Source organism: Gimesia benthica (assembly GCF_009720525.1).
GTDB lineage: Bacteria > Planctomycetota > Planctomycetia > Planctomycetales > Planctomycetaceae > Gimesia > Gimesia benthica.
In genome coordinates, this window is record NZ_CP043930.1 from 2,773,542 (window position 1) to 2,800,173 (window position 26,632).

The following is a 26,632-nucleotide window of genomic DNA, read 5'->3' on the forward strand; positions in this document are numbered from 1 at the left end:
CCCGCGACTGCACGCCCGCCCACTGCCCCTGCCGGCAAAATATGAGATATTTGTCAAATTTCAAAAAATATTCCGGTAAATCAACGTATTCACATACGAGTGCTTTACTGGGGCTCCTTGTTTGTTTTCTATTGCGACAAGGTCTGGTGAAGCCTTTCTATTTCGCCCCTCTTTACGTACTACGTTTCTCTGGAATCATTATTTTTCATTTGCTCCAGCTGAACAAACTATTTCCTCATAACCAGTTAAGAATACAGGAACGACTCAATGAAGAATGCACGTCGCTCAAATCGCCAGCGGGGTTTTACCCTGATCGAACTGCTGGTGGTCATCGCTATTATTGCTATTTTAATTGCTCTGCTGTTACCAGCTGTACAGCAGGCTCGCGAAGCAGCCCGCCGCAGTACCTGCAAAAACAATCTGAAGCAGATCGGGCTGGCCATGCACAACTACCATGAGACGTTCGGAATGTTTCCCCCGGGATACGTGGAAGAAGTTCTGCCCTCCAATGGCGGTTCAGTTGTTGACAACGAAGGACACTGGGCCTGGAACGCCATGCTGCTTCCATACCTCGATCAGGCACCTCTGTACAATCAGTTGAATGTCGGTACTGTTCCCGTTTCGACCATGCTGAATAATGCCACGGTCCGCGGCTCCATGCAGAAAACACTGCCCGTATTTCGCTGCCCCTCTGATACCGGCCCACAGATTCATGTAGAAGCTGGCCGCCGGATCATGGCCACCGGTGGATCTGAATTTGGTCTGGCCGTCACGAACTACATTGCCTCCAACAACTCATACGGTCTGAAGAAAGACGCCGGTACCGATCCGACCAACTACGCCAACGGTGCGTTTTACCGGAACAGTAACGTACGGATGCGCGACCTGACCGACGGGAGCAGTAATGTGATTCTGGCTGGGGAACGGGCCTACAAGCTGGGTTCGAATAATGCGTTTGCTGGTGCCCTGTATGCTGCCCGTGACTACAACGCCACTGGTCCTGCTATCAGTTCTGCCGGTTCCAGTTCCAACCAGGGACTGATCTCCATCTTTGGTGGTGGAGCCGCTCCCATCAATGCGAATGCTTCAACCGGACAGGGTCGTATCGCATTCAGCAGTAAGCACGTTGGTGGAGCACACTTCCTGTTTGGCGATGGTCGCGTTGCTTTCCTGAGCGAGAACATCGATCACCGTGCCGCCTCCATTCCAGCCGACAGTACGTTCGAATATCTGATCGGCATCAATGACGGCAACGTCGTCGGCGAGTTCTAAACGAAGCGGTCGTCCAGAGTGAATCTGTTTTCTTGAGAGACAAGCGGCCAATGCTGCTGCTTGTCTCTCTTATTTTGGATTACGCCTCTCTGCGCTGGGTTGAGATTCCACAAGCCCTGCCCTAAGATCGTCCTTTGCTTTTTCCCATACTTACCCGGCGAATCGTCGTCGAAACGCGCTCAGGAGATGATGAATGAAATCGACAGGTACACCAGCCTGGTTCTTATTGTTTTGTGCCCTGTGTCTGCCGCTGGTCGGCTGTGGTGGTGCCCCGACTGACCAGCCCGACCTGGGAACCGTCACCGGGACTGTCACCATGAATGGACAACCACTGACCGACGTGATGGTGGTATTCAGCCCCGAAAATGGTCGCTCTTCCATGGGCGTAACCGACGCCGAAGGAAACTACGAACTGGAATACGTGGGCGACACCAAGGGAGCCAAGATTGGCCAGCACAAAGTGAGTATCACAACAGCCCAGACCGACAGCGATTCTGAAGAATCCGGCGGCGAAGAGAGTGGCGCTCCGGCGAAAGAAACGATTCCTCCCATGTATAATTCACAAACCACTCTGACCGAAGAGGTCAAACCGGGGGAGAACATCATCAACTTTACGCTCAGCACTGAATAATTCCACCCGCTGACCACAAAACATCAACGCCCCTGAATTCCATGGAATCAGGGGCGTTTTTTATGGTGTTTCAGTGTTGTCTTCTCAGTTTTCCAGTGACAACAGATAAGCGATCAGATCAGCCATCTCCTGTGTCTGAATCTTTTTCTCAAAGCCTTCAGGCATCAGTGACTTGCCAGAACTTTTGATCTCGTCGATATTCTCTCGCAGGATGGTGACCTTTTTATTCTCCGCCTTCTTGAGCGTAATGCTGGAGGGCGTTTCATTGACAATGATTCCCGTTTCAATCAGCCCCTCATCGGTGACGACTACAAATTCCAGGTAGTTGGGAGAGACCTCTTTATTGGGGTCGAGCACATGCACCAGAATTTCGGAAGCAGTCCGGTTTTTAATGGTCGCCAGGTTCGGGCCGACTTCATATCCTTCCTGTCCCAGCCGGTGACAGGTCAGGCATTCACGTTTAAAGATCCGCTTCCCAGCTGAGAGATCTGTCTTCGCTGACAACGCAGGCTGATAGGCGGCGATAATCTCCCGACGCGGCCCCAGCACTTCACCGGCAAATAACTGTTTTGCCTGCTTCTGAATTTCCGGATTCGTACTCTTCATCAGAATATCGCGCCGGACCTGCGGAATCTGGCTCAAGGAAACCGTGCGATCCTCGAGTGCAGAGAACAGCTGCAGAATCCAGTCCTGCCTTCTGAGCAGACGGTCCACAATTTCTCTTCTGATCGCGGGAGTCAACGAAGGATATTTTTCCAGCAGCAGATCCGCCACTCGGGGATCGGCAAAACTGGTGAGTGCGACCACCACCGCCGACTGCAGCTCCTGTGTTTCGCGCGCATCCAGTAACGGCAGCAGGGCTGACTGTGCAGCAGCCAGATCGGTACAACTCAGCAGGTCGATAGATCCCAGCCGTCTGGCAGAGGTTTCCCGCCGGTAAGCTACGGTTTTCTTTGCCTGTGAGATCTGCGTGCGGATCAGGCGAGCGGCATCCGTATTCTCAGCGGTCGCGTACAGCAACAGTGATTTACCGCTGCGCTTCAGCCCCTCACCCAGTCCACGCAGGAGCTCAGTCTGCACCGCGGCCGTCTGCCGGGGTTTATCGGGATAATTATAGCGGGCTGCCAGTTCGAGGATTCGATTGACCTCTGCTGGCTGCTGACGAGTCCCGATCACATTGGCCAGTTGACTTAACAGGGGACGTGCCTGAGGGCTGGCTGCAAATTTGACATCCGAAAGCAGGCTGGCCAGGAAATCCGCCGTCGATTCGGACAACGAACTGAGCACCGCCGTCCGGATCCAGGGATCACCGTAATCCTGGCGCACAATCGTGTAGAGTGCTTTCGCTGCTTCCGGTCCTGTCACTTCTCCCAGGGTAAAAGCCGTCTGGAACCGGACGCGGGAATCGTCGTCTTTCGCCAGCGCAATGACTTTCTTGTTCAACGCTGGACTCTGATTCAATTCCGGCTCCGCCAGCCTGACCCCGGCCCGCCTGATTTCCGGTTCACTGTCGGACAGGGCCTGCAGCAGCAGTTCTTCATTCAGTGCCTTGAGTCCCTGCAGAGACCAGAGCGCGTGCAGTCGTGCCAGGGCAGACGGGCTCTGCTGGAAGAGTTGAATCAGCAGCGGGATCGCCCGGCGATCCTGACGTTCATAGATCAGTCGATGCGCGGTATCACGCCACCAGACATTCGGGTTTTCCAGTTCAGCAACCAGTCGATTGATATCAGCTTCACCCAAACGCGGCGGTTCCGGTTTCTGGAAGCCATCCGGATATTTCGCGGGCAGCATCCGATAGATGCGGCCCCGGTCACGTCCGCTGGTGAGATCCAGATGTGCCTTGATATCCTCGGGCATCGACCAGGGATGCTCGATGTTCTCGCGATACATATCGAGCACGTGCAGCGTCCCATCGGGGGCGTTCAGAAAGTTGACTGGCCGGAACCAGTTATCGGTCGACGCCAGGAATTCCACCTTTTCATGGGCGCGATCTGCTTTAAATGTAACCCCGTCCGGTTCAATCCGATACCGCATCACGAGATTACCGGCCACTTCTCCGATAAAGGCGTTGTTGTAATACTCGGACGGATAAGCGGCACCTCGATAGAGTGTGACTCCCGACGAGGATGTCACAAAACCAGTGGCATATTTCGCACTTTTGGGGGAACGCGAATTGGGATCGTTGGCGACGCGCTGCGCATTGATAATTCGCCAGGGTTCGGGAGGACTGGCTCGAAAGACGGCAATTGCATCGCCGGCATCCGCGACGTCATTGATGGCCGAAGTCACCGGCAGATAGCGATTTCGCTGCAGATACTTTGTTGGCAGAACGATGTGCATCAGCGGGTTGCGGATGTTACAGAGGAACCGGTTGCCCCAGTCGTCGAAAGTATTTCCGAAACGGGCGCCCCCTGAGATCACTTCGAACGTTTCTGTATCTGCATCGAAGCGGAAATCACGACGTCCCATGTTGATCGGATCACTCTTGGGAGCCCCTACGACCTGGATGACTCCGCCGTTACTCCCCCCTGCACCATAGATCTGATGATCGAGGCCCCACTTGAGGTTATTCATTACAGCCTGCACGTTGTACTTGCGAAAGCCGGTGAAGACTTTCCGTTTGATATCGGCTTTATGATCGCCGTCTGTATCTTTGAAATACCAGATATCGGGAGTCGCTGAGACATAGACGCCCCCTTTCCAGAAAGCCAGTCCCGTGGGCCAGGAGAGCCCCTCAGCAAAGATCGTTGAACGATCGAACTTGCCGTCCCCGTCGACATCTTCCAGCACCCGCACTTTGCCGATCGGTGCTGACTTCTGCTCAGCCCAGGCTTCATCTTTCGATTTATCCGTGTAGGGATAATCATTCATCTCGATCACATACGCGAGTCCGTTCTCGTCATACTGCATCGCTACCGGATCGGTGACTAAAGGTTCCGCCGCCAGCAGTTCCATGCGAAAGCCGTTCAGCAGGCGGAAGGTCTCTTCTGCTTTTTCCGGTGCGGTTGGTTCCAGGTGCGGCAGCTTTTCGGCCAGCGAATCTTGCGGCATCGGACGATTCTCAGCGGAAGTGATGCGACCAGCGTTGATCGCTCCGATCGCAAGAATGGTTCCCACAGTGAGTAGCAGAGTCGGTTTGCAGAGAATAGAACGCATCAGAAACCTCTCAACAGCTAAAGTGACATCCTGCAGTGCACAGAACATTAAGAAGGAAGGTTAATAAATTGTAGGCGCAGGTCCTGCCTGATTACAAGCGAGCTCCTCTGGGACCCCGACTTTTGAGAACCGCGCATAAAAAAACTCTCTCCGCCGACAGCGAAGAGAGTTGAGTTCGTGTAGCTGATACTGCGCTTAAACAGCAGGCTGTCCGGTGAAGTATTCCGGTTCCATGCCTTCTTTCCATTTAATGTTGCAACCGATGCTGGGCTTCTGATTTTCGGTAACCGGATCCCCGGCGATCACGGCATCACAGGCTGCTTTGAGGTCGGCACCAGTCACGGGTTTGTCATTCCCGGGACGGCTGTCGTCGAACTGGCCACGATAGACGAGTTTCTGTTCCTGATCGAACAGGAAGAAGTCGGGAGTACAGGCTGCTTTGTAGGCCTTGGCAACTTCCTGAGTCCCATCGTAGAGATAAGGGAAGTTGTAGCCTGCGGATTTTGCTTCTTCGACCATCTTTTCCGGACTGTCGTCTGGGTGAGTGGCCACATCGTTGGCGCTGATGCCGACGACTGCCAGTCCTTTAGCCATGTATTCATCGGCAAATGCAGCCAGTGCCTCACGAAGGTGAATCACGAAGGGGCAGTGATTGCACATGAAGATGACCAGCAGGCCTTTGGAATCTTTGAAATCGCTGAGCGATACGGTCTGTCCGTCGACATTCTTCAGCGAGAAGTCGGGGGCCTGCGTTCCGAGGGGCAACATTGTTGAGGCAGTTTTCACCATGGTATGTTCTCCTTTCTCAATCGATCAGGAAGTATTACGCTATTCCTGAGCAGAAGTTTTTGATGCAAATTTTTCGATCAGGGGGGCAACCACCTGACGGGGTACGAAGTCCCTGAGTTTTTCTTCAGCCACATCACCACCCAGCTGCGCGATCTGTTTGATCAGCGAACTGGAGATGTGCGTGTATTTTTCACTGGCCATCAGGAAGACCGTTTCGATATCACCTGCCAGCGTGCGGTTAGCCAGCGACATCGTGAATTCTGCTTCCACATCGGTCAGTGTGCGCAACCCGCGAAGCATGACACCGCCGCCACACTCTTTTACGAAGTTGACAGCCAGCCCCTGGAAGCATTTGACTTCCACATTCGGAAAATTCTGGACGAGCAGTTCCAGCAGTTGTTGTCGTTCCTCGGGGGAAAACAGCGGACGTTTATCGGGGTTGATCCCGATGCCCACGGTGATCTTGTCGTAAATCACGGCGCCCCGTTCCACAATATCCAGATGACCCAGGGTTGGTGGATCAAAACTGCCGACATAAACAGCATGATGTGGATTGAGCGAACCTGTCACGACACTGCCTTTCCTCTCCGGGGGTGATCAATAACTCCTTTCATTGTAGCTGGATTCGCAATTGATCCAAACGGACAGCCTCCACTTTCTCTGATGAATCAACAGATTTGAATTCCAACCGCGGTCTGAATTGAAAATCAACTCGACACCTAGTGTAATAGGATCTGTACTTTCAAGTTCAGGCAAACCGGGAAAGCCGGGTTGCCTCTGCCATAGAATCTTCCCTGAACTGCCAGAGAGCATTTACAGAGATCATTTACCAGGAGTCTCCTGCCATGCGATTGTTACCTCGCCCCTCAACTGTCTCGCTGTCCGTCTGGGCCGGCGTAATGCTGTGTCTCATCAATCCGCTGACCGCTGCACCTCAGACGCTGCAGGAAGTTTCTGAATTATTACAGGCTCCCGTCAGTCAGGCTAATCAGAAACAGGTGCTGGAATTTTTCAAAAAGAAATACCAGAAAGAAAAGGATCTCACCAAAGGGGACCAGAAGTATCTGATTCAGAAGACCGACGATGGTGGCGGTTACGCCGGCTGGTTCTTCAAAGCACAGCCGGGTGACCAGGTCGTTATTTTCGCTGAAAAGGGCCGCTCATGGCCCATGATCGAGCTGGGAAATACCGGTTACTTTGCCCGGGTAGAACGTTTCCCGAACTTCTCCTCAGTTCATTATCGTTATGACGTTAACGGAGACCGTTTACCGGCCGGCAAAAACAGTCGCTTCGGGTTCGAAAGCTATGAATGGAAACCCGAAAGCGTGAAACAGCCTGGTGTACCCGAGGGTACGCTCACCAAGATGCCCGCCTTTGAAAGCCAGAAGCATTATCCCGGCACCGTCCGTGACTGGTGGGTCTATGTGCCAGCTCAATACAAAGACTCACAGACTCCTGCCAAGCTGATCGTCTTCGCAGATGGCGGCGGTTACTGTCACAATGAAGGAAACGCGACCATCGTGCTGGACAACCTGATCCACGCGAAAAAAATTCCGGTGACCATCGCCGTCTTCATCAATCCGGGCGTCTTCCCTGCCGGCACGAAAGGGAAGCAGGAAGTCCGCAACCGCAGCAACGAATACGATACCTGCACCGCGCAGTATGCCACATTCCTCGATGAAGAAATGCTGCCTGTCGTTCGCAAAGAATACCGGATCTCGGACAAGCCGGAAGATCATATTTTCTGTGGTGCCTCTTCCGGAGGAAGCTGTGCCTTCACGGCCGCCTGGCATCGTAATGACCTGTTCGGCAAAGTGATCTCATTTGTGGGTAGTTTCTGTGACTTCCGCGGAATCGACGATTACCCGTCCCGCGAAAAAAACACGCTGCCTCTCGACCAGTTTGGTCCCTGGAAAACCGCCCACGACTACCCGGGGCTGATCCGTAAACAGTATCCTCAAAAGAAGATCAAAGTCTTTCTGCAGGACGGAGATAACGACCTGGACAACAAGCTGGGCAACTGGTTTTTGAACAATGAACGGATGGCAGCCGCGTTGGCTTACAGTGGCTACGAATACTGGTTCGTTGAAGGACATGGCATGCACAGCAGTCGGCACGGAAAAGCGGTTCTGCCGGAAGCACTGGTCTGGATCTGGCAGTCCGATTCAGAGAAATAACGAGCAGGGTTTCGAGCGAGTTATTTCCCTCGAATCGTACCATTCGTTCACAATTTTATTTGACGAACGAGAGACAGCTCGATAAATTTACTTCATTAAATATTCAGTGGGGGATCCTCCGGTTGCGGGCTTCAGCGACAGGACCCTGGAGCCAGCGCCTGTTCCGTCTCCCCTGAATTTCAGGAAGTATTCAATTAAGATTTACGCTGACAGAAATGAGCTTAGCGTTCTACCCGGTGTGGAACAGTGTCTGCTGACTGAAGTTTCCAGAGATTGCTGCCTCAGAGTTACCTGCCTTGAACGTCATCACAGCCTGGATTGTGCACTGGCTGGAACACAAGTGATTGTCTGTTAGTACTTTTACTGATTTCAAGGAGGATCGCTTATGACCGTCGAAACCTACTCTCAAAAAGCCAAGAAGCTGTCAGAAAAGATTGAACAGACCATTGCCCTGAGAACCGGCAGTCAGGTTCAGTCGCTGAAAGTGGATATTCTGGGAGAGATCGTCGTGCTTTCGGGACGCACTGATTCCTTTTACCACAAACAGCTGGCAACCCACGCCGCACTGAGTGAAATCGATCAGTACGCCCTCACCAACAACATTCGCGTTGAATCCTGATCGAGGTCTGCTTTCCTGCAGGATTCAGGGAAGGTCTCACACCGTAATGGAATCTGAGCCAGCGACAGGATCAGGATGATCTCTCGCGGCTGATTCCCCGACTATCAACCGACTCGAAACCGTTCAGCCCTCTGACTGCTCACCGGCTGAGGTGGACTCGGTGCCCTCTTTGTTTCGGCTGCCGAACTGAAACTTCTTCTCTTCCCCCCGCATGATCCGTCCCAGGTTGCTGCGATGACGGATAATAATCAACAGGGGAACCGCGATACTGAATGCGGTCAGACTCCATTTTTCCCGCGTGAAGGCTGCACTTCCCAGTTGCACGAACTGGGCGATGCCAAACGCGAGTGCCGCCACAATCGAACTGAGCGCCACGATCCGCGAGACAAAAAATGTCAGCGCAAATGCCCCGACAGCCGCCAGGGTTGACCAGGGTCCTAGTACCAGAATCACACCCAGACTGGTCGCAACTCCTTTGCCTCCGCGAAAGCCAAGCCAGACCGGAAACATGTGCCCGACGATCGTGGCGATGCCACTCAAAACGCGGGCATGATCGAAGTCGGGGGAATCCGGGCTGACAAACAGCGCGGGGATAAACAGGACCGGCAGCAGTCCCTTCAGTGCATCGAGCACCAGTACCACAATGCCCCATTTGGCGCCCAACGTGCGGGCCACGTTTGTCGCACCGATGTTTCCACTGCCGACCTTACGGATATCGGTTCCGGCAACCAGCCTGGCTGTCACCAGGCCAAAAGGAATGGAACCGGCCAGATAGGAGAGGACCGCGACAAAAAACCAGAAATAATCTGTAAACATCAGCAGGGGCGATTCGTATAATAAAGTCAGAGGCATGACAGGACGTTTTCTGTGCTCGTGATAATACCCGACAGCGGTAGATGAGCACAACGACAGGTCCTGACGCCAGTTACAAATAATCAACATCAGTACCCACCAGCCGGGGTCCAGCGATGATTCTATTCGCCTCCCCGGTTAAAAATCTGACAAACTGTTAGCCCTGTCCCCTTGAATGTATTATTCTGAACAGGACAGGGCTCCCTTCTTTGATACTCTGTTTCTCTCTCTCACAAAACCATGACAGAAAAAGCACTCCCTATTCTCTCGTCCGGCAATGCGTCTCCAGCGGATCGCGATCAGGGTCTGTATCCCGCGCGCTGGTGGCATCGTGAGGGAGAAAAAATCGTCTGTGATCTCTGTCCCCGTGCCTGCGCCCTGGGGGAAAATGATCGAGGATTCTGCTTCGTCCGCCAGAATCTGGGCGGCGAGATGGCACTGACCACCTTTGGTCGCAGTACCGGATTCTGTGTCGATCCGATCGAAAAGAAACCGCTGAACCATTTTTATCCCGGTTCAAGCGTCCTGTCTTTCGGAACCGCAGGCTGTAACCTGGGTTGTAAGTTCTGTCAGAACTGGGACATTTCCAAATCGCGGGAAATCGAACGTCTGAGCGCCCGGGCTTTCCCGGAAGAAATTGCCCATGTCGCCGCACAACTGGGCTGCCAGAGTGTCGCGTTTACCTACAACGACCCGATCATCTGGTCGGAATATGCGATCGAAACTTCCAAAGCCTGTCATGCCCAGGGCGTCAAAACCGTCGCCGTGACAGCAGGTTACATCACCGAGTCAGCCCGCGCGGATTTCTTTGAACACATCGACGCCGCCAATATCGACCTCAAAGCGTTTACCGAAGAATTTTACTACCGCATCACGTTGTCTCATCTCCAACCTGTCCTGGATACCCTGGGCTGGTTAAAACGCGAAACGGATGTCTGGTTCGAAATTACCAACCTGGTGATTCCCCAGGCCAATGATGATGACGACGAATTCCAGCGGATGTGCGACTGGATCCTCAACGAAGTGGGAGACGAAGTCCCGCTGCATTTCTCTGCCTTCCATCCGGATTTCCGCATGCTGGACCGGGGTGGCACTCCCCCAGAAACTCTGATCCGGGCCCGTGAGATCGCACTCGCCGCCGGTTTGAAATATGTCTACACCGGAAACGTGAATGATGTCCGCCGACAGAGTACTTATTGTCCCTCTTGTGGCGAGACACTGATTGAACGCAACTGGTACCAGCTCGGAAAGTATGCCCTGAATGGCAACCGCTGTCAGTATTGTAATACTCAGGTTGCCGGGCATTTTGATCAACGACCGGGCGACTGGGGTCAAAAGCGACTCCCCGTGGATATGCAGTCATTTTTGAAACAGCATCCACTTCCTTCTTCTTCCAGCGAACAGCAGAAAGGTTCCACGTCGATGCAGAGCGATTCCACGACTGCCAGGATCGAACTTTCTCCCGAACATCATCAGAGACTGCTGCAGAAAGCGGCTGCGGTGGTAGTGGGAACAGCGACTCGCACCGTGCCGGCCGAGATCGCTTTGGAAGACCTGGAGAACATGGTCATCAACGGCGCATTTGTCAGCCTCAAACGACAAGGACAGCTCCGTTCCTGCTGTGGTAACTTCGGTCAGCCTCTTCCGCTAGGACAGGCGCTCCATCAGGCAGCCATCCGCGCCGCGAAAGACGACCCGCGGTTTCCCCCCATCTCACCAAGTGAAATCGAACAACTGGACGTTGAAGTCTGGCTGCTCTCCGATCTGGAACTGGTAGAAGAACAGGGCCTCGATCGTTTGAAAGCGGTTCAGGTCGGCCTGCATGGACTGCAGATTCGCGCCGATGGCCGCAGCGGATTATTACTGCCCGGGGTGCCATTGGATCATGGCTGGAGTGAAGAGGAATTTCTGAACCAGACCTGCATCAAAGCGGGGCTCCCTCCGACCGCATGGAAAGATCCGGGAACCACCCTGCTCCGCTATCAGGGCGTTTCCTGTAAGGGCAAGCTGGTCGAGATGCTGGACACTCCGCTGGAGAAAGCGGCGCCTCAGATTCTGAGTCACCGCGAGTTCGCTCAGTATCAGCAGTACATCCAGTCAACGATCGAAGCATTACGATTGGGACAGGTTCCTTCCTACTATTGCCCGCAAGTCTCGGATGCCAATATTCAGGGAGTGGCCCTGATTCTGATTCACGGCAGTTCTTCAGAAGAGCTGGTGCTCTCTAAATGGGCGTTGAAGCAGTCGTTCCCGATGCAGTCGACCGTCTTCTCGATGTGCCAGCAGCTCGCACAGATCATTGCCCGACAGAATTTGAGGCCGGGTGAATTCCAGGTCAAACTGGTGCTGGCGACTGATCCCGCCCTGCATGGCCCGGTCGAAGGACTTAATCTGGAGAACTTCGATTCCCACAACCGCAGTCTGCTCGTGATGGAGGGTCAGAAAACGGGCTGGTTCTATCAGCGGGAAGAGTCCGCAGCCGAAATCATCGCACGGGCCCAGGAGTCAATGTCACTGATGCAGTTGGAAACTGCCCAGGTCGCCAGCATGGCCACACAATCAGCCCTGCCCCGGTTTGAGATCGTCAATCGCCCCCGGGCAGAACTGGGAACGGAAATCCGCCCCACGGGAGTTGCAGGCACGTTTTACCCTGCTGACCCCGAGAGCGTGGAAACGCAGTTGGACGAACTGTTTCGCGATGAAGCGGAACCTCAGTCGTGGGCTGCAGCCATGGTGCCTCATGCAGGCTGGAAGTACTCCGGCAAGATCGCTGCTGATGTTCTACAGCGAATCAAAGTGCCCTCCACGATCATCGTGATCGGTCCCAAGCACACACGGGAGGGTGTGGAATGGGCGGTGGCCCCTCACAAGGTCTGGCAACTGCCTAATGGAAACCTCGAAGCAGACGTCACTCTCGCACGCCGACTGGCTGAGGAGATCTCCGGGCTGGAACTCGATGCCGCCGCACACCGGAGTGAGCATGCCATCGAAGTCGAACTCCCCTTGATCAAACGTCTGGCCCCCGATTCCCACGTCGTCGGCATCGCCATCGGCGGAGGAAACCTGCAGCAATGCGACGAATTCGCGGCGGGGCTGGCTCGGGTCATCGAACAACTGGACGAACCGCCTCTGTTGCTGATCTCCAGCGATATGAATCACTTCGCCACGGATGCCGAAAACCGTCGACTGGATCAACTGGCCCTGGAAAAGATGGACGCCCTTGACCCTGATGGTCTGCTGGAGACGGTGCGGGCACAGCATATTTCCATGTGTGGTGTGCTGCCCGCTGTGATTGTGATGAAGACCCTCCAGAAAATGGGCAAACTGAGTCAGGTGGAGCGAGTGGGCTATGCAACTTCGGGCGATGTGACCGGCGATCGATCGCGGGTCGTCGGATATGCAGGCCTCTTGATCAACTGATGACCTCTGATTGCGGCAAGTCCAGCGGGTTTCCCGGGAATCGTCAAAATTGATGGTGACCCCAGAGCCGGTTTTCTACTAAAATCCCGACTCTGTTAAATGTTACTGTTGTCACTGACGCGTCAAACGGAATCGGAGCCCCGTGCTATGTCTATTGGTCGCATAATCTTCTTCACTGGTTTTGCCCTCCTGGTTACATTCTCCCGTTCGCTACCCGCGGCGGATGCCCCCTCTGTTGAACTGGCACTCACCTTCAAGCCGATTCAGCAGGACATCGAAATCGAAACTCCCGAAAAATCGGAATACGGTCGCTGCAAGGTCGAAGTCGAACAGAGCAAGAAGAGCTCTGGCTGGATCGTTTACGGACCGAATGGTCAGGTCCTGCGTCGCTTCGTCGACACCAATGGCGACAACGTTGTCGATCAATGGCGGTATTTCAACCGCGGCCTGGAAGTCTACCGGGACATTGATGCCAACTTTAACAACAAGGTCGACGCGTCGCGCTGGATGAATCTGGCAGGGACCCGCTGGGGCCTCGATAAAAATGAAGACGGAATCATTGATGAATGGAAAATGATTTCGCCCGAAGAAGTCACCCGGGTTGCCATCAGCGCACTGGCGAAAAATAACACAAAGGTGTTCGAATCCCTGCTAATCACCGATGACGAATTGTCCGCGTCCGGGATTAAGAATCCCTTCGCTGACAAGATTCGTGAATCGACCAAAGCGGCTTCCGCGAAGATTCCCGAACTGCTTTCAAATTCGAAAATGCTTTCGTCCGATACGGTCTGGGTTCGCTTCGACGGTGCGATGCCCGGATTGATTCCCGCCGACGATGTAAAAACCGATAAAGACCTGCAGGTCTTTGAAAACGTGATGGCCATTGTCGATACCAAAGGCAAAAGTGGACTGGTGCAGTTCGGTGAACTGATCCGCGTCGGTGATGCCTGGCGTCTGACCCAGGCACCGCTGCCCATCGAAGGTGAATCGATTCAGGTCACCGAAGGGGGCACGCTGATGCAGCCGGTCGCCGGTGCCAGCACACTGCCTACCAACTCAACGGTTGGCCTCTCGAAAGAAATGCAGGGGCTGCTGGATGAATTACAGAAACTGGATCAGAACGGCCCTTCCCCTGAGCAGGGTCCGCAAGCCGTCGCCCGCTACAATGCAGATCGAGTGGCGATCATCGAAAAACTGATTGCTGCTTCCAAGAACGAAGACGAACGTTCCCAGTGGACGCGACAGATGGTTGACGGTCTGGCCGCCGCCGTTCAGACGGTAGGCTACAAAGACGGACTGGCACAACTGAAACGGATTCGCGACGAAGTCCAGAAGTCCTCACAGGATCAGGACCTGGTGGCTTACGTCACTTACCGGACCCTGCTCGCTGATTACAGCACCCAGTTACAGAGCACACAGAGCGACAAACTCCGCGATGTGCAGACCTGGTGGCTGACACAGCTCGAAGACTTCATTAAGAAATATCCGAATTCCGATGACTCTGCTGAAGCGATGCTGCAACTGGCAGTCACCCAGGAATTCAGTGGTAAAGTTGCGGAGTCCAAGAAATGGTACACGAAACTGGTCGAGTCTCACGCCAGTTCAGAAGCGGGCACCCGTGGTGCAGGCGCTCTGCGACGCATGAACCTGGCTGGCCAGGAACTGGAGCTGTCAGGAAAAGGCCTGACAGGAGGCGGCATCGATGCCAAACAGTATCGCGGCAAAGTACTGCTGGTCATCTTCTGGTCCAGCTGGTGCAAACCCTGCACGGAAGACCTGCCTCAGATTCAGGACCTCTACAACAAGTACCACAGCCAGGGCTTTGATGTACTGGGAATTAACCTCGATGCCAGCCCGGAACTGGCAGAAGCCTACATCAAACAGCACAAAGTGGCTTGGGCTCACATCCATGAAGAGGGTGGACTGGAAAGTGCCCCTGCCCGGGACTTTGGTGTGATCTCCCTGCCGACCATGTTCCTCGTGGACAAGTCGGGTAAGGTCGTCAACCGGAGTGCTACCGTGGCTGATGTCAAGAAAGCCCTGCCCGATCTGCTGAAGTAGGCCGGGCACCGAAAGACGCTGACTCACGACAGGGAGAGCACCACGTCTCTCCCCAGTCGTCCGTCATGCAAGGCGGAGGCGACAAGCACGCCCTCAGCCCCGAGTGCCGCCTGAGCCTGGAGCTCTGCCGCATTGCGAATCCCCCCTCCAGTAATCAGCATCAGCTCGGGAAATCGTGCATGCAATGTCTGACACAACTCTTCGGTGCCGGTCCCCCGACCGGTGCCGACCTGTGCCAGATCGAGCAGGATCATCTGCGAAACGCCCTGTCCCCGCGCCAGCTCTGCCACATCGAGAGGACTCGCAAGCTCCGCGAACGGGTTCCCAGCAGCAGTACTGACTAAAGGCTGCCCCACTTTCAGGTCGAGACTGAAGACCGTTCTCTCACTCCCCCACTGATCCACGAGTGCCGCCAGTTCATCAGGTCCTGCCAGCGTCTCCAGGCCAGCCACGATGTTGATGCCCGGATATTCCTGCAAAGCTGCACAGTCCGCTGTAGTGCGCAGACCGCAATCGAGCAGGAATGTATAACCTTCTGCAAGCAGGCCCTGGTACAACTCAAGATTCTGCCGCTGGTGGAGAATGGCATCGAGGTCGGCCACATAGAAATCACTGAGACCAAATTCAGCGCGAATCGCGCGGGCCAGGTCGAGTGGATCACTGGAGTCAGTCAGATTGCTTTGGAGGGGTTGATACAGATCGCGTTCTCCCGCCACCCCCCGCACCACGGTTTGATTCAGAATGTCCAGTACCGGAATGATTTTCATCGCGTCTCTTACTTCAGAAATCCGTATTTCAATACAACCAGAAAAACTTAGTTTAACAGTTCCCCAGCAGTCTGGCTCCCCCGGGACAGCGGATCTGATTACAATAACAGCTTGAATATGAACCGGGGGAGACAACGGGCTCCCCTCTCGCTTCCAGATGAAAAGAGCCACTGATGCAGATTATCGAAGCCGACTTGAGTGAACCCCGTAACGCCGCGGCGGTGGTGACTCTGCTCAACAGTTACGCCTGTTCGCCGGAAGGGGCCGGCAAACCGTTGCCACAAACGGTGCAGGAGAATCTGGCCCCGCGTCTGCATGAACGTAACGATGCAGTGGTCGTTCTCGCCTTCGAGGAAGAGACCCCCGTCGGCCTGATTATCTGCATTGAAGGATTTTCCTCATTCGCCTGTCAGCCCCTGCTGAATATTCACGATGTGTATGTTGCCCCGGAGTTTCGTGGCACCGGTCTGGCCGGGCAGCTGTTTGAATTCGTCGAACAGATCGCCCGGGCACGAGGCTGCTGTAAACTCACCCTGGAAGTTCTGGAAGGAAATCAGCGTGCCCAGGCGGCTTACCGTAAATTCGGTTTCAACGGCTACGAACTGGATCCTCAAATGGGACGCGCGCTGTTCTGGGAAAAGAAGCTCTAAGCAAGTCGAACCTATCATTCTTATGTTAGAATCACAGTCAGATGAAATATGATGTCGTCGGTCTGGGAACCGTTGTGGTGGACCACCTGGTCCTGCTGGCACAACACCCACCCCAGGATGCGAAAACCAACATTATCAGCGACGCCTACCAGGTAGGCGGACCGGTGCCGACGGCGCAGGTTGTGCTCAGTCGCCTGGGAAAACAGTGCGCATTTCTCGGCAGTTGGGGCGACGATCAATATGGGCCCCTGATTGCGCAGGACCTCGCAGTGGAGCAGCTGAACCTCGATGCCAGCCGTCTGCTCCCCGGCACCCGCTCGGGATATGCCCAGGTCTGGATCGACGAACAGGCGAGCACGCGAACCATCGCCTGCTATCGTCCCGAGCACTGGCTGCAACCGGAAGATCTGGATCGACAAATCATTCAGGAGGCCCGCTTCCTGCATCTGGATGGCTGGCCTCAGGAAACGTGTCTGCAGGCAGCGCAGATCGCCCGGGAAGCCGGCGTGACCGTCTGTCTCGATGCCGGTTCTCTCAAGCCGGGGATGGAGACACTGATCCCTTACCTGAACGTCATGAACTGCCCCCGCCGGTTTCTCAGCGAGTATCTGCAGACCGACGATGTGCTGGCAGGTGGCAGAGCCCTGCTGGACGAGGGACCGGAGCTGGTCACCGTGACCGATGGAGTGCGCGGCGCGTGGTTATTCAGTCAGGAAGGCTGTCTGCACTGCGCGGCACTCCCCGTGCTTTCTCTGGATACCACAGGGGCCGGCGATGTTTTCAGCGGTGCCCTGCTCTATGGCTTGCTTGAGGACTGGCCGCGAGAGCGGGTGCTGAAATTCGCCTGTGTCACCGCAGCGTTGAAATGCGAACGCCTGGGCAATCGGGATGCACTGCCGTCCCTCGCGGAAATCGAAGCCGTCCTGCAGACTAAGGAGCTGAATCTTTCACAACTGGATTGATCAGCGTCCCGATACCGGTGATCTCGATGGAGACGATGTCCCGATCTTCGAGAGTGAATTCGTCCGGCGGAACGATGCCGGTTCCGGTAAGCAGAATCGCACCGCTGGGAAAATCATTCTCTTTCACGAGCCAGCTGATGAGATCTTCCAGTCCACGGGCCATTTCTGCAACGGACGTATCGCCGCGGAAGACTTCTTCGCCATCCCGTTCGATGGTCAGAATGATCCTGGTGGCATCACGATCCAGGGGGCCCTCATGCAGCAGGACACAGGGGCCCAGGCCGCAACACTGTTTGTAGAATTTCGCCTGTGGCAGATAAAGCGGGTTTTCGCCTTCGATATCACGGGCGGACATATCGTTGCCCACCGTGTAACCCACCAGTTTCTGATCGGGAGAGACGATCAGAGCCAGCTCGGGTTCGGGTACAGACCACTGACTGTCAAAGCGGACACGGACAGGCTGATTCGGACCACAGACCCGGTTGGGAGTTGCTTTGAAAAAGAGCTCGGGACGATCTGCGGTGTAGACCTGGTCGTAATGCGAAGCGGCTGTTTCGGATTCTTCCATCCGCGCCACCTGACTGCGTTTGTAAGTCACCCCGGCGGCCCAGACTTCCTGGTAATCAACGGGGGCGAGGAACTCCAGCTGATTGAAGGGGACGGGCGGCAGCTCTTTGTCGATCAGGAATTTGGCCAGTCCAGCGGGATCGGCGGAATGCAGGATGTCCGACAGACGATGGATGTTGTCGACCTGTGACAGATCCAGCAGCTGCACTCCGTTTGCTTCCACGATGGCGACATGACGTTCCCCGTTTGACAATAGCACTTTCGCGAGCTTCATCTTCAATTTTCCTTCTGATACTGGTCCAGGGCGGCTAAGGTCTGTTGCATATCTTCTGGTAATGGTGCCTCAAACTGCATCGGTTTTCCACTGTGCGGATGACTAAATTCCAGACGATAGGCATGCAGGGCCTGTCGTTCGATCAGAATGTCGCTTTCCAGCTCCGCGGCGTCCGCTTCGGCCTGCACGCTCAGATCCTTCATTTTCAGAGTGATCCGGCCGCCATACACGCGGTCCGCCACAATGGAATGTCCGATATGCTGCATATGTACCCGCAGCTGGTGGGTACGCCCGGTGCGGGGCTTGAGTCGCACATAGGTAAAGGCCTTATAACGCTGAATCGCTTCGTAATAAGTGAACGCGTCGCGGGCATTGCCCCCTTCATCACAGACGATCATTTTCTCCCGGTGACGGGGATGCACGCACATGAAGGTCTCGATGTAATCGGTGTCGAATTCCATGCATCCCCAGACAATCGCCCGGTATTCCTTCTGAACTTCCCGCTTTTCAAACTGGGCGCTCAGACGGGCGTGAACCTGGTTATCCTTGGCGACAACCAGCAGACCGCTGGTATTCCGGTCGAGACGATGGACGATTCCGGGCCGAAACTGGCCGGCGACATCGCTGAGTTGATCGAAGTGATGCTGCAGGGCTCCTGCCAGCGTTCCCGCATAGTTGCCTTTGCCGGGATGGACGATCATATCCGAAGGCTTATTGATGACGGCGATAAAGTCGTCTTCGTAAATGATATCCAGCGGAATGTCTTCCGGGGGAAGCTGATTATCGGGCAGTTCAGGCAGGCGAACCGAGACCCGGTCGTTGACTCGCATGCGGCGGGCAGCTTTGACGGGCAAGCCGTTGACCAGCACTGCCTCCTGCTTAATCGCTTTCTGGAATAAGACGCGGGTGTAATTCGGATACAGGCGACAGAGATAATGATCTATCCGCCAGCCATGAGCGCGTGCCTCGACAGTAATTTCGATCGGCTCAGTCGAGAGTTCCGGCGGTGACGAAAGTTCGTCAGACATTATGGTTTCTTTTCGGGCGCTGGTTCCGGCTTCGGTGCCTCGGTCTTGGGTTGTTCAGCTTTAGGTTGTTCAGCGGGAGCCTTCCCTGCTTCTGGAGCCGGCTTACCTTCAGTCTTAGGTGCTTCGGTTTTTTCGGGAGCAGCCGGAGTACCCTCACTGGCTTTCCCTTCTTCCGAAGTCAGAGGCTCAGGCAGACCGGGCAGGCTCGGCAGAGCCGGGAGCTCCGGCAGACCGGGAGTGCCTGCACCACCTGCGGGGGCACTTCCCTGGGGTGCAGCTCCCTGAGGAGCCATACCGGGCATGGGCATATTGAAACCAGGACGCTGACGGTCGCCGGGCTTGGGATTCTGCTCGTGGAACCATTTATAGAACTCTTTGGTCCCTTCCTCATCCAGAGCAGCAACTTTCTCGCCATCAACCGGTTTCACCCGCTGTTCAGCCAGCTGGCGGAAAACAGACTCGGGGAATTCGTTAATCAGCTTCTGATAAAGCTCGGTGGCGGTTTTCAGATCGCCATTGGAGGTTGTTTCTTCAACGCGTGCCATCCCGAACAGAGCCCGTTCGCGGATTTCCGGAGGTGTTGAGGAAGAATCCAGCAGTTTCTGGAACTGCTCTTTAGCGTCCTTCAGTTCACGATCGCCGGCACTGCGATCGGTGAAAGAGCTGCGAATACCAGACTGCAGATGACTTTCAGCAGCGTGAATCAGTGCCCAGTTCGCTACGGGTGTACCTGCGTAGTCTTCGGCAACGTTTTCGAAGTCTTCAGTAGAGCCTGCAGCCGCCAGGCGGGTCCAGGCTTCGGACTGGGCAGAGGTTTTCTGAGAATTCCAGATGATCAGCACGATCAGCAGCACGAGTAATGCCCCGATTCCCCCGAGGATTTTCGTGCCATATTTTTCCACAAAGGGCTCTGCCTGAACCATCAGTTTGCCCAGGTCATTGGTTTGCAGATCGTGTCGATGTTCGCTCTTCATCAGAGTCTCTCACAGTGAATATTAAACAGACCTAAACTCATGCTCTCCCAACGAGATAACTGAGTCCATCGCGCGAGTATATTGCCCCTGAAATTACGCGTCAAGCTGATCCCCCGGCTGAGAACGCTTTCAGTGTAAAGAATTCCAGATTTTCGATTCCAGGGGGCGATTTTCAGTCCAGATCAGGGGAAAAAGGCACTGATCAGACATTCCCACACCGGAGAAACCACATCTGCCGAGATTCAGGACATGACCGAGTATTTCCGGGCTGACTGTACCCATCTGGCTGAATCATCCAGCAGGCACGAAGGCCTTTTTCAGACTGCCGAGAAAACAGGGATAGGTAAACAATCCGGGCAGCATGACCGCATAGATCGTGATAGACGCGATTTCCATGAGTTCGAGATACGCCACCACTTCCATCCCCCAGGATCCGAGCAGAAACAGTGCCGTGGTCAGCACCAGAATGGTCACCTTGCCTGTCTGATCGGGACGATCCACGTAGAGTAACAAGCGTCGCTGGAATAAAGCGAAGAGGATCAGACCGGTATAACCGACCAGCTTCAGTAACAGGGCGACCGGCATGGGCATCAGACTGGGGTCGGAATACATGAAGCCGGAAAAAATAATATTGGCACAGACGCCGGCGATGACGCCCCACAACAGATTGCGACAGTCCGCTTCCGCAGGCACGGCCCGGCAATAGATGGCTCCCGCGAGCATTAAAAGATTGCCCATCATGCTTAAGATCGGCAGAAGCGTCATCATGACAGAGAGTAGATCAGTAGTGAAGCGGAAGTAGAGTACCCCCAGCAAGGCAAAAAAGACCAGGATGATGCCATACAGAAACAGATTCAAGCCTCGCCTGGTCTGCAACAGTGAACGCGAATTTTCCCGCAGCCATTGATGGCCTGGGAGTCGTTCCGGATCTGGCATTGCCCCTGATTCGCCCATGTTACTCTCAAATATTTGAAGTGATACAAAACGCAGATATTAGCACATCTAGCAGAACATCTCGGCAAACCAGCTGCAAGTGTCAATTACCCGCATTCCTGATAGCGCAGGAGATTGACCTAAGGCATCTGTTTCTGAAGCGTCTTGAGCAACTTGAGATTCTCCTGCATCTGCTGTGCACTGGCCGCCTGCTTCAGCATCGATCCTGACAGAACCTGAGAAAGGTCAGTGGTCTTGTCGATTCTCTGTATCAGCAGGGTATCTGGAAAGCTCCTTTCCTTTTCCATCACTTCCTCCCATTCACTGTCTGACAGATTCTCAACTGCAAACAGGTCGATCAGCAGTGGTTCCCCGGCTTCCTTCAGAACTTCAGCGTAAAAAAGATGTTCGTTCTCTGGTTGACTCTCCAGCGGAACATGTTCCCAATTATAGACTCCCGTCTCAAAGCGTTTATCGGGGACTGCCATTTGCTCCGACGCTGGCACGGGTGGAGTTGCAGCCAACTGCTTGAGAATTTCCGGCGAAGTCTCTTCAGAAAAGAACAGGACTTTGCCATCGGCAAAGAGCAGATGACCGCCTTCCCAGTTCGGGCAGCCGAAACTTCCCGATTCCGCACACAGTTGAGTTCCCAGAGGACGCCAGTTAAACGGATAAGCCCATGGTTGAAATTCACCAGCCACATCTCCAGTCACCCAGGTATATGTGGTGCCCCGCTCCATCTGATCGAAAGTGACACTGCTGTTACGGTAGTAGAGATGCGGATTTCCCAGGTAATGCGTCAGACCAAAGCCGGTACTTGTATAGTTCAACCTGACTTCCGGATTCAAATAATGAGGCCGTACGGTTTCGATCACAGTTCGATTGGCTGCACTCAACCAGGAATCATCCAGACTAAGCTGAGAATAATCCGGACTCGCATCCAGATAGGGAAGATACATCGTCATCCAGCCCTGCGTGGCGGTGCCGTCCTCGCGAATCACTCCACCGGAAGGAAAACAGCGATGCGCGTCTGCATAGTTATGTGCCGCCAGTCCGATCTGTTTCAGGTCGTTCTTCGCAGTCGCTCTGCGTGCCGCTTCGCGTGCCTGCTGTACCGCTGGAATCAGCAAACCGAACACCAGGACAATCAGGAGCAGAACGACGCTTATTGAAATCCAGCGCTGCATCATCTCCTCTCCTTTCTCGCGAGGTTCTAATCCGGTAGTCGTTCCTGCAGGTTCTTCAAAAGTTCTGCATTGTGTTGTAACTGTTCGGGGGAGGCAGACTTCGGCAGTGATGTGGCTTGAATCGCCTCAGCGATGTCGGTGTTCTTATCAACCACGAAGAGAAAGTCGGGGCCGCGGAGCTTTGGTAAATCCGGCACCTGTTCCAGGTTGACCTCTGAATAGACTTCAATCCTGAGTGGCTGATCGGTTTGCCCCCTCAGTACGTGCACGTAGTACAGCTGTTCCGCCTGGGGATCTGACTGTAAGGACTGATTGTGCCAGGAGAAGTCGCCCGTCTCGAAAGTTCTGTCCGGGACTTGTGTCTGTTCGGCAGTGGGCACAGGTGGGGCCGCGGCGAATTTTTCGAGGATCACATCCGAAGTATTCTCTGAAAAGAAAGTGACACTCCCATCGGCAAACAACAGATGTCCGCCCTGCCAGGGGGGATGGCCGAAGCTATTCGGTCCGCCACAGAGTTTCGTTCCCAGCGGTCGCCAGTTGAAAGGATACCCCCAGGGCTGGAAGTTGCCGGCCACTTCTCCCGCCAGCCAGGTATGCGAGGTGCCATTCGACATTTGCTCGATGCTGACATTGCTGTTGCGATACAGCAGATTGGGATTTCCCAGGTAGTTGGTCAGGCCGTACCCCTGGCTCGTGAACCGCGAAAAGTTTCCGGGAATGATGAATACAGGGCGGGATTTCTCATAAATGGCTCTATTCTCATCCTGGTCCCAGGGTTCTGAAAAGTTGATTCTAGAATAATCATCACTCTGATCAAGATAAGGCAGAAGCATCGTAATCCAGCCGTGCATGGAGACATCGTCTTCGCGGATCACGCCGCCGGGGGGCAGGCACTTGTGTGCGTCATGATAATTGTGCACCGCCAGGCCAATCTGTTTCAGGTTATATTTCGACTGAGACCTGCGCGCCTCTTGCCTGGTCTGCTCCACCGCGGGCATCATCAGGCCAATCACCAGGATGATTAATAGCAAAACAACGATTACCGAAATCCAACGCTGCATCTTCAGACTCCTCAACTCACTTTACGTTTATAGTATTTATTGTGCATCAGTTTGTGGTATTTGTCGCTGAATGGATTTTAACAGTTTCATATTTGCTTCCCACTGTTTGGGAGTGGTTTCTTCCCCGAGAGTCGTGTCTTTGAGTGTGGAGGCAATGTCTGTCTGCGGACCAATATGTGCCAGGAACAGAAACACAGCCCCCTTTCCCTTATACTCTGGTTCGTCTCCCGGCCTCACGATGTATTTAGAGCAGACGCTCATTTTCAATGGCATGCCAGCAGGGCTTCGCAAGACTTTGACGATATATTGATTTTCCCCCTGTGGATCAGACTGCAGGTCGATTCGCTCCCATTCATACTCGCCGATAATAAAGGTGCGTGGGGGAACTGCGGTCTGTGCGCCGGTTGCGATCGGTGGTGCGTCTGCGAGTGCCTGCAATATTTCAGGAGCAGTCTCAGTAGAGTAAAAATGCACGCTGCCATCCACCAGCAGGAGATGTGTGCCATCCCAGGAAAGCTGGCCGAAAGTGTCCGGTCCTTCACAGAGTTTTGTTCCCAGAGGACGCCAGTTGAACGGGTAGCCCCAGGGCTGAAAGTTTCCGGCGGCTTCCCCTGCAAGCCAGTTATGTGAACTGCCTGTGTCGATTTCTCTCAGTGTCACGGAACGGTTTCGCGACAGTAGATTTGGATTCCCCATATAATAAGTAAGCTCATATCCGCCGCTCGTCAGCCCCATGTCTCTGCCCGGAATCTGATAAACTGGGTATTTGACCTCAAAGACCCGGTTATTCTCCGGACTGTCCCAAGGGTAATTAAAATTGAGCATGTTATAATAGGGACTTGCATCGAGGAACGGCATAATAAACGTCATCCAGCCATGCATGGCGGTTCCGTCTTCGAGAATCACACCGCCGGGAGGAAAGCAACCATGAGTGTCATGGTAATTGTGCAGTGCCAGCCCAATTTGTTTCAGGTTGTTTTTCGCTGACGACATGCGGGCTGCCGTGCGGGAACGATGTATGGCTGGAACAAGCAGTGCGATGAGCAGCAGGAAGATCCCCATCATCACTGCCAGATCTCTCCAGTGCTGTCTGGACATCGCCGACTCCTTCCATCAGGTTGATGGGAATTTCTTCGTTTTAAAGCAGCCTGTCACGCATATTTCCAGTGGCCTTCCCATTTGTCAGTCCAGAGGAACCGGGCGGCGAGATGGCCGTTGCGGCGGAGTTCCAGCCAGTCGATGTGTTCAATCTGGCAGACGATTACCGCGAAATTTTCGTAACCCAGTTGGGCCTCTTCATCATTGGGCAGCCGGTCAAACAGGTAGTCGGGCAGATTGGGCGAAGCAGTTTCAGCCTGCGTTCCCGGAGCAGAAACCGTGATATAACCGCGACGGTGCTCGGGACTGCTAGCCTCCCAGTGCCGGGCAGCCTGATCATTTTGGGTATGCACTTCAGCCCGGCCACGCAGACGGATCTGCACCCGTGTGACCGGATCATAGGCCACCCACTCCATCCAGGGATTTTCCTCAAGCTCCTGGACTTTGTCTGAACGCTGATCGGTGTAGCAGATCACTTGCCGCTGCTCGATTTCCACAGCTCTCAGGACCACGGTGCGCACGCGGGGACGATTGTCTAAAACAGTAGCCAGGGTGCCCAGCCGCCAGGGATGCGTTTCCGTTTCGACAGCATAGTTCAGGTGCCGCCAGGTCTCGTTTAGAATCGTATGGACTTTGGCCGGGTTAAAATCAAATTGCCTGGTCATGAGTGTTCTGTCCTGAAGAATCGGCTGCAAGGATGGCGCGTCTCACTCAATTGTGGGCGCTGAACGACGCTGGTCAAGCAAAAGTTATCAGGTTCCAGGGGCATCGTGGGATAAAGCTTCATCGCGGGGATGATAAAACAGCGCAACAGGCAGGATTACCAATGCCAGCACGAGGAAGACATGACTCATAGGCCAGTTCAGCGTATTACAGACCGTGGTAAAGAGACCAAAGAAGACCGCGGAGAGCACGATGCCCACCCAGTTGATCAGATTCATTGTACCGATCATGCGGCCCTTCTGCGATTTGGGAGGTCGGGTCTGTAGTTCCACCTGGAGCGGGACAATGAAGAGACCAGCGAAGAAACCGACAAGGGTCAACACTGTCCGCGACATCCACTCGGCGGCGTTGAGGGGAATGAAGGCTTCCCAGAGTGAAGCATCGGTTTGTTTGACGGTTTCCAGTCCGTCTCCGGGTCCCCACCAGCCGATCCCCGACATGAGCGCCAGGCAAAGGACCAGCCCCCAGGCGCCGACAGTGACCAGTTTGAAATTCACCCGTTTATGCGAAACACGTCCCGCGGCAACACATCCCAGCGAAATCCCAACCCCCATACAGGCCGCCATCAGACTGGTACGACTTTCACTTAAGTGCAATTGTCCAATCCCGAAGATATTCACCAGGGGCTGCACGATGCCTCCCACGAACCAGAAGACCGATGAAATCAGCAGTACTGATAACAGGCGACGATCCTGCATTAGCAGAGTTCGTGTCTCGGGGTTAATGCCCAGTGTCGACCAGCGAAAGGGGAGGCCCGGATGCGCCACCGGTGTGCGGCGAACCCAGAAGGCAGAGATCGTGCCGATCACGGCAATCGCGATACAGAAACAACTGGTTTTCCAGAGTGCATCGGGAAAGGCCTGCTTTACGAAGCCCGCGGACGCCATGCCGAAGATGATGGCGACGAATGTTGTCATCTGAATCACACCGTTAGCCTGAGGCAGGTCATCGCTGCGGAGCATTTCCGGCAGGATCCCATACTTGGCAGGTCCGAAGATCGCACTCTGGGTACTGAGCAGACCGAGAACGATCAGCAGAGGCAGCAGTTGACCGGTGAAGAAGGCCGCCATCGCCAGCAGCGCAATGATAATCTCAGCTACTTTACAGGCGATGACAATCGTTCGTTTTGTGTGTCGATCGGCGTACCAGCCACCTAATCCTGAGAAGAAGACGAAGGGGAGCGCGAAGACTCCCAGTGCGACCCCCTGCTGATCTTTCGCCCCTTGCAGCGCCTGTTGCGCGCAGAACAGCAACACCAGCTGTTTATAGAGATTGTCGTTGAAGGCGCCCCAGAACTGCGTGACCGTCATCCCCCAGAACGAGGAATCATGATACAGGGATGGCAGTTCTGTTTGAGACGTCGATTCCGTTTCGGTCACCAGTTACAGTCCTTGTAAAGGGGGAGCATTCAGACAACCCGGACCCGGGTTC

General features: G+C 54.5%; 22 protein-coding genes and 1 pseudogene. 9 read left to right on the top strand and 14 right to left on the bottom strand.

The annotated features are described in order from the left end of the window. Nucleotides 1–267 precede the first annotated feature (267 nt). Both F1728_RS10480 and F1728_RS10485 read left to right on the top strand, forming a co-directional pair. Nucleotides 268–1,272, top strand: a complete 1,005-nt coding sequence (locus F1728_RS10480) for a DUF1559 domain-containing protein (RefSeq protein WP_155364053.1) — start codon at nucleotides 268–270, stop codon at nucleotides 1,270–1,272. Between the two features lie 193 nt (nucleotides 1,273–1,465). Continuing rightward, nucleotides 1,466–1,903, top strand: a complete 438-nt coding sequence (locus F1728_RS10485; RefSeq protein ID WP_155364054.1) for a transthyretin-like family protein — start codon at nucleotides 1,466–1,468, stop codon at nucleotides 1,901–1,903. A gap of 84 nt (nucleotides 1,904–1,987) precedes the next feature. Here the strand turns inward: F1728_RS10485 and F1728_RS10490 are convergent, their stop codons facing one another. The 3 genes from F1728_RS10490 to coaD form a co-directional block, all read right to left on the bottom strand. Continuing rightward, nucleotides 1,988–5,059, bottom strand: a complete 3,072-nt coding sequence (locus F1728_RS10490; RefSeq protein ID WP_194242765.1) for a PVC-type heme-binding CxxCH protein — start codon at nucleotides 5,057–5,059, stop codon at nucleotides 1,988–1,990. 195 nt (nucleotides 5,060–5,254) lie between these two features. Then, nucleotides 5,255–5,848, bottom strand: a complete 594-nt coding sequence (locus tag F1728_RS10495; protein WP_155364056.1) for a thioredoxin family protein — start codon at nucleotides 5,846–5,848, stop codon at nucleotides 5,255–5,257. A 39-nt stretch (nucleotides 5,849–5,887) separates the two neighbouring features. Beyond that, on the bottom strand, nucleotides 5,888–6,418 hold the full coding sequence (coaD, locus tag F1728_RS10500) for a pantetheine-phosphate adenylyltransferase (RefSeq protein WP_155364057.1): 531 nt from the start codon (nucleotides 6,416–6,418) through the stop codon (nucleotides 5,888–5,890). Nucleotides 6,419–6,693: 275 nt separating this feature from the next. Here coaD and F1728_RS10505 point away from each other — a divergent pair, with 275 nt between their 5' ends. Next, nucleotides 6,694–8,025, top strand: a complete 1,332-nt coding sequence (locus F1728_RS10505; RefSeq protein ID WP_155364058.1) for an alpha/beta hydrolase — start codon at nucleotides 6,694–6,696, stop codon at nucleotides 8,023–8,025. A 385-nt stretch (nucleotides 8,026–8,410) separates the two neighbouring features. Further along, a complete protein-coding gene (locus F1728_RS10510) occupies nucleotides 8,411–8,644 on the top strand; it encodes a BON domain-containing protein (protein WP_155364059.1) in 234 nt (77 codons plus the stop codon). 123 nt (nucleotides 8,645–8,767) lie between these two features. Here the strand turns inward: F1728_RS10510 and plsY are convergent, their stop codons facing one another. Next, nucleotides 8,768–9,460: a glycerol-3-phosphate 1-O-acyltransferase PlsY gene (gene plsY, locus F1728_RS10515; RefSeq protein ID WP_155367367.1), complete on the bottom strand. Its 693-nt coding sequence runs from the start codon at nucleotides 9,458–9,460 to the stop codon at nucleotides 8,768–8,770. 276 nt (nucleotides 9,461–9,736) lie between these two features. Here plsY and amrS point away from each other — a divergent pair. From amrS to F1728_RS10525, 3 genes and pseudogenes are all read left to right on the top strand, one after another. Then, nucleotides 9,737–10,867: pseudogene (amrS, locus tag F1728_RS32555) on the top strand (AmmeMemoRadiSam system radical SAM enzyme); the annotation flags it as partial. A 192-nt stretch (nucleotides 10,868–11,059) separates the two neighbouring features. Next, nucleotides 11,060–12,916, top strand: coding sequence for an AmmeMemoRadiSam system protein B (gene amrB / locus F1728_RS32560; RefSeq protein WP_390644230.1), 1,857 nt, complete (start codon nucleotides 11,060–11,062; stop codon nucleotides 12,914–12,916). Between the two features lie 147 nt (nucleotides 12,917–13,063). Next, nucleotides 13,064–14,977 carry a redoxin domain-containing protein gene (locus F1728_RS10525; RefSeq protein ID WP_194242766.1) on the top strand — a complete coding sequence of 638 codons (1,914 nt, stop codon included), beginning with the start codon at nucleotides 13,064–13,066 and terminating at the stop codon, nucleotides 14,975–14,977. A gap of 23 nt (nucleotides 14,978–15,000) precedes the next feature. Here F1728_RS10525 and F1728_RS10530 read toward each other — a convergent pair whose 3' ends face one another. Further along, nucleotides 15,001–15,744, bottom strand: coding sequence for a HisA/HisF-related TIM barrel protein (locus F1728_RS10530; protein WP_155364062.1), 744 nt, complete (start codon nucleotides 15,742–15,744; stop codon nucleotides 15,001–15,003). A 170-nt stretch (nucleotides 15,745–15,914) separates the two neighbouring features. On the opposite strand from F1728_RS10530, the gene F1728_RS10535 reads away from it, so the two are divergent. Next, entirely contained in the window at nucleotides 15,915–16,394 is a 480-nt protein-coding gene (locus F1728_RS10535; protein ID WP_155364063.1) for a GNAT family N-acetyltransferase, read from the top strand. A gap of 41 nt (nucleotides 16,395–16,435) precedes the next feature. Continuing rightward, entirely contained in the window at nucleotides 16,436–17,356 is a 921-nt protein-coding gene (locus tag F1728_RS10540; protein ID WP_155364064.1) for a carbohydrate kinase family protein, read from the top strand. On the opposite strand, the gene F1728_RS10545 is transcribed toward F1728_RS10540, so the two are convergent. From F1728_RS10545 to F1728_RS10585, 9 genes are all read right to left on the bottom strand, one after another. Continuing rightward, a complete protein-coding gene (locus F1728_RS10545) occupies nucleotides 17,325–18,197 on the bottom strand; it encodes a fumarylacetoacetate hydrolase family protein (RefSeq protein WP_155364065.1) in 873 nt (290 codons plus the stop codon). The genes F1728_RS10540 and F1728_RS10545 overlap by 32 nt on opposite strands. 2 nt (nucleotides 18,198–18,199) lie before the next feature. After that, a complete protein-coding gene (locus F1728_RS10550) occupies nucleotides 18,200–19,225 on the bottom strand; it encodes an RluA family pseudouridine synthase (RefSeq protein ID WP_155364066.1) in 1,026 nt (341 codons plus the stop codon). Beyond that, nucleotides 19,225–20,199 (bottom strand): hypothetical protein, encoded by a 975-nt coding sequence (locus F1728_RS10555; protein ID WP_155364067.1) that lies wholly within the window; start codon nucleotides 20,197–20,199, stop codon nucleotides 19,225–19,227. Before F1728_RS10555 ends, F1728_RS10550 begins: the two co-directional genes overlap by 1 nt. Nucleotides 20,200–20,490: 291 nt before the next feature. Beyond that, nucleotides 20,491–21,135, bottom strand: coding sequence for a hypothetical protein (locus F1728_RS10560; protein ID WP_155364068.1), 645 nt, complete (start codon nucleotides 21,133–21,135; stop codon nucleotides 20,491–20,493). 137 nt (nucleotides 21,136–21,272) lie between these two features. After that, complete coding sequence (locus F1728_RS10565; protein WP_155364069.1) at nucleotides 21,273–22,322, bottom strand: DUF1559 family PulG-like putative transporter; 1,050 nt, start codon at nucleotides 22,320–22,322, stop codon at nucleotides 21,273–21,275. 23 nt (nucleotides 22,323–22,345) lie between these two features. Continuing rightward, nucleotides 22,346–23,380 (bottom strand): DUF1559 family PulG-like putative transporter, encoded by a 1,035-nt coding sequence (locus F1728_RS10570; RefSeq protein WP_155364070.1) that lies wholly within the window; start codon nucleotides 23,378–23,380, stop codon nucleotides 22,346–22,348. 36 nt (nucleotides 23,381–23,416) lie between these two features. After that, on the bottom strand, nucleotides 23,417–24,478 hold the full coding sequence (locus F1728_RS10575; protein ID WP_155364071.1) for a DUF1559 family PulG-like putative transporter: 1,062 nt from the start codon (nucleotides 24,476–24,478) through the stop codon (nucleotides 23,417–23,419). 53 nt (nucleotides 24,479–24,531) lie between these two features. Then, a complete protein-coding gene (locus F1728_RS10580) occupies nucleotides 24,532–25,143 on the bottom strand; it encodes a pyridoxamine 5'-phosphate oxidase family protein (RefSeq protein WP_155364072.1) in 612 nt (203 codons plus the stop codon). An 87-nt stretch (nucleotides 25,144–25,230) separates the two neighbouring features. Beyond that, nucleotides 25,231–26,580 carry an MFS transporter gene (locus F1728_RS10585; RefSeq protein WP_155364073.1) on the bottom strand — a complete coding sequence of 450 codons (1,350 nt, stop codon included), beginning with the start codon at nucleotides 26,578–26,580 and terminating at the stop codon, nucleotides 25,231–25,233. Nucleotides 26,581–26,632: the final 52 nt, after the last annotated feature.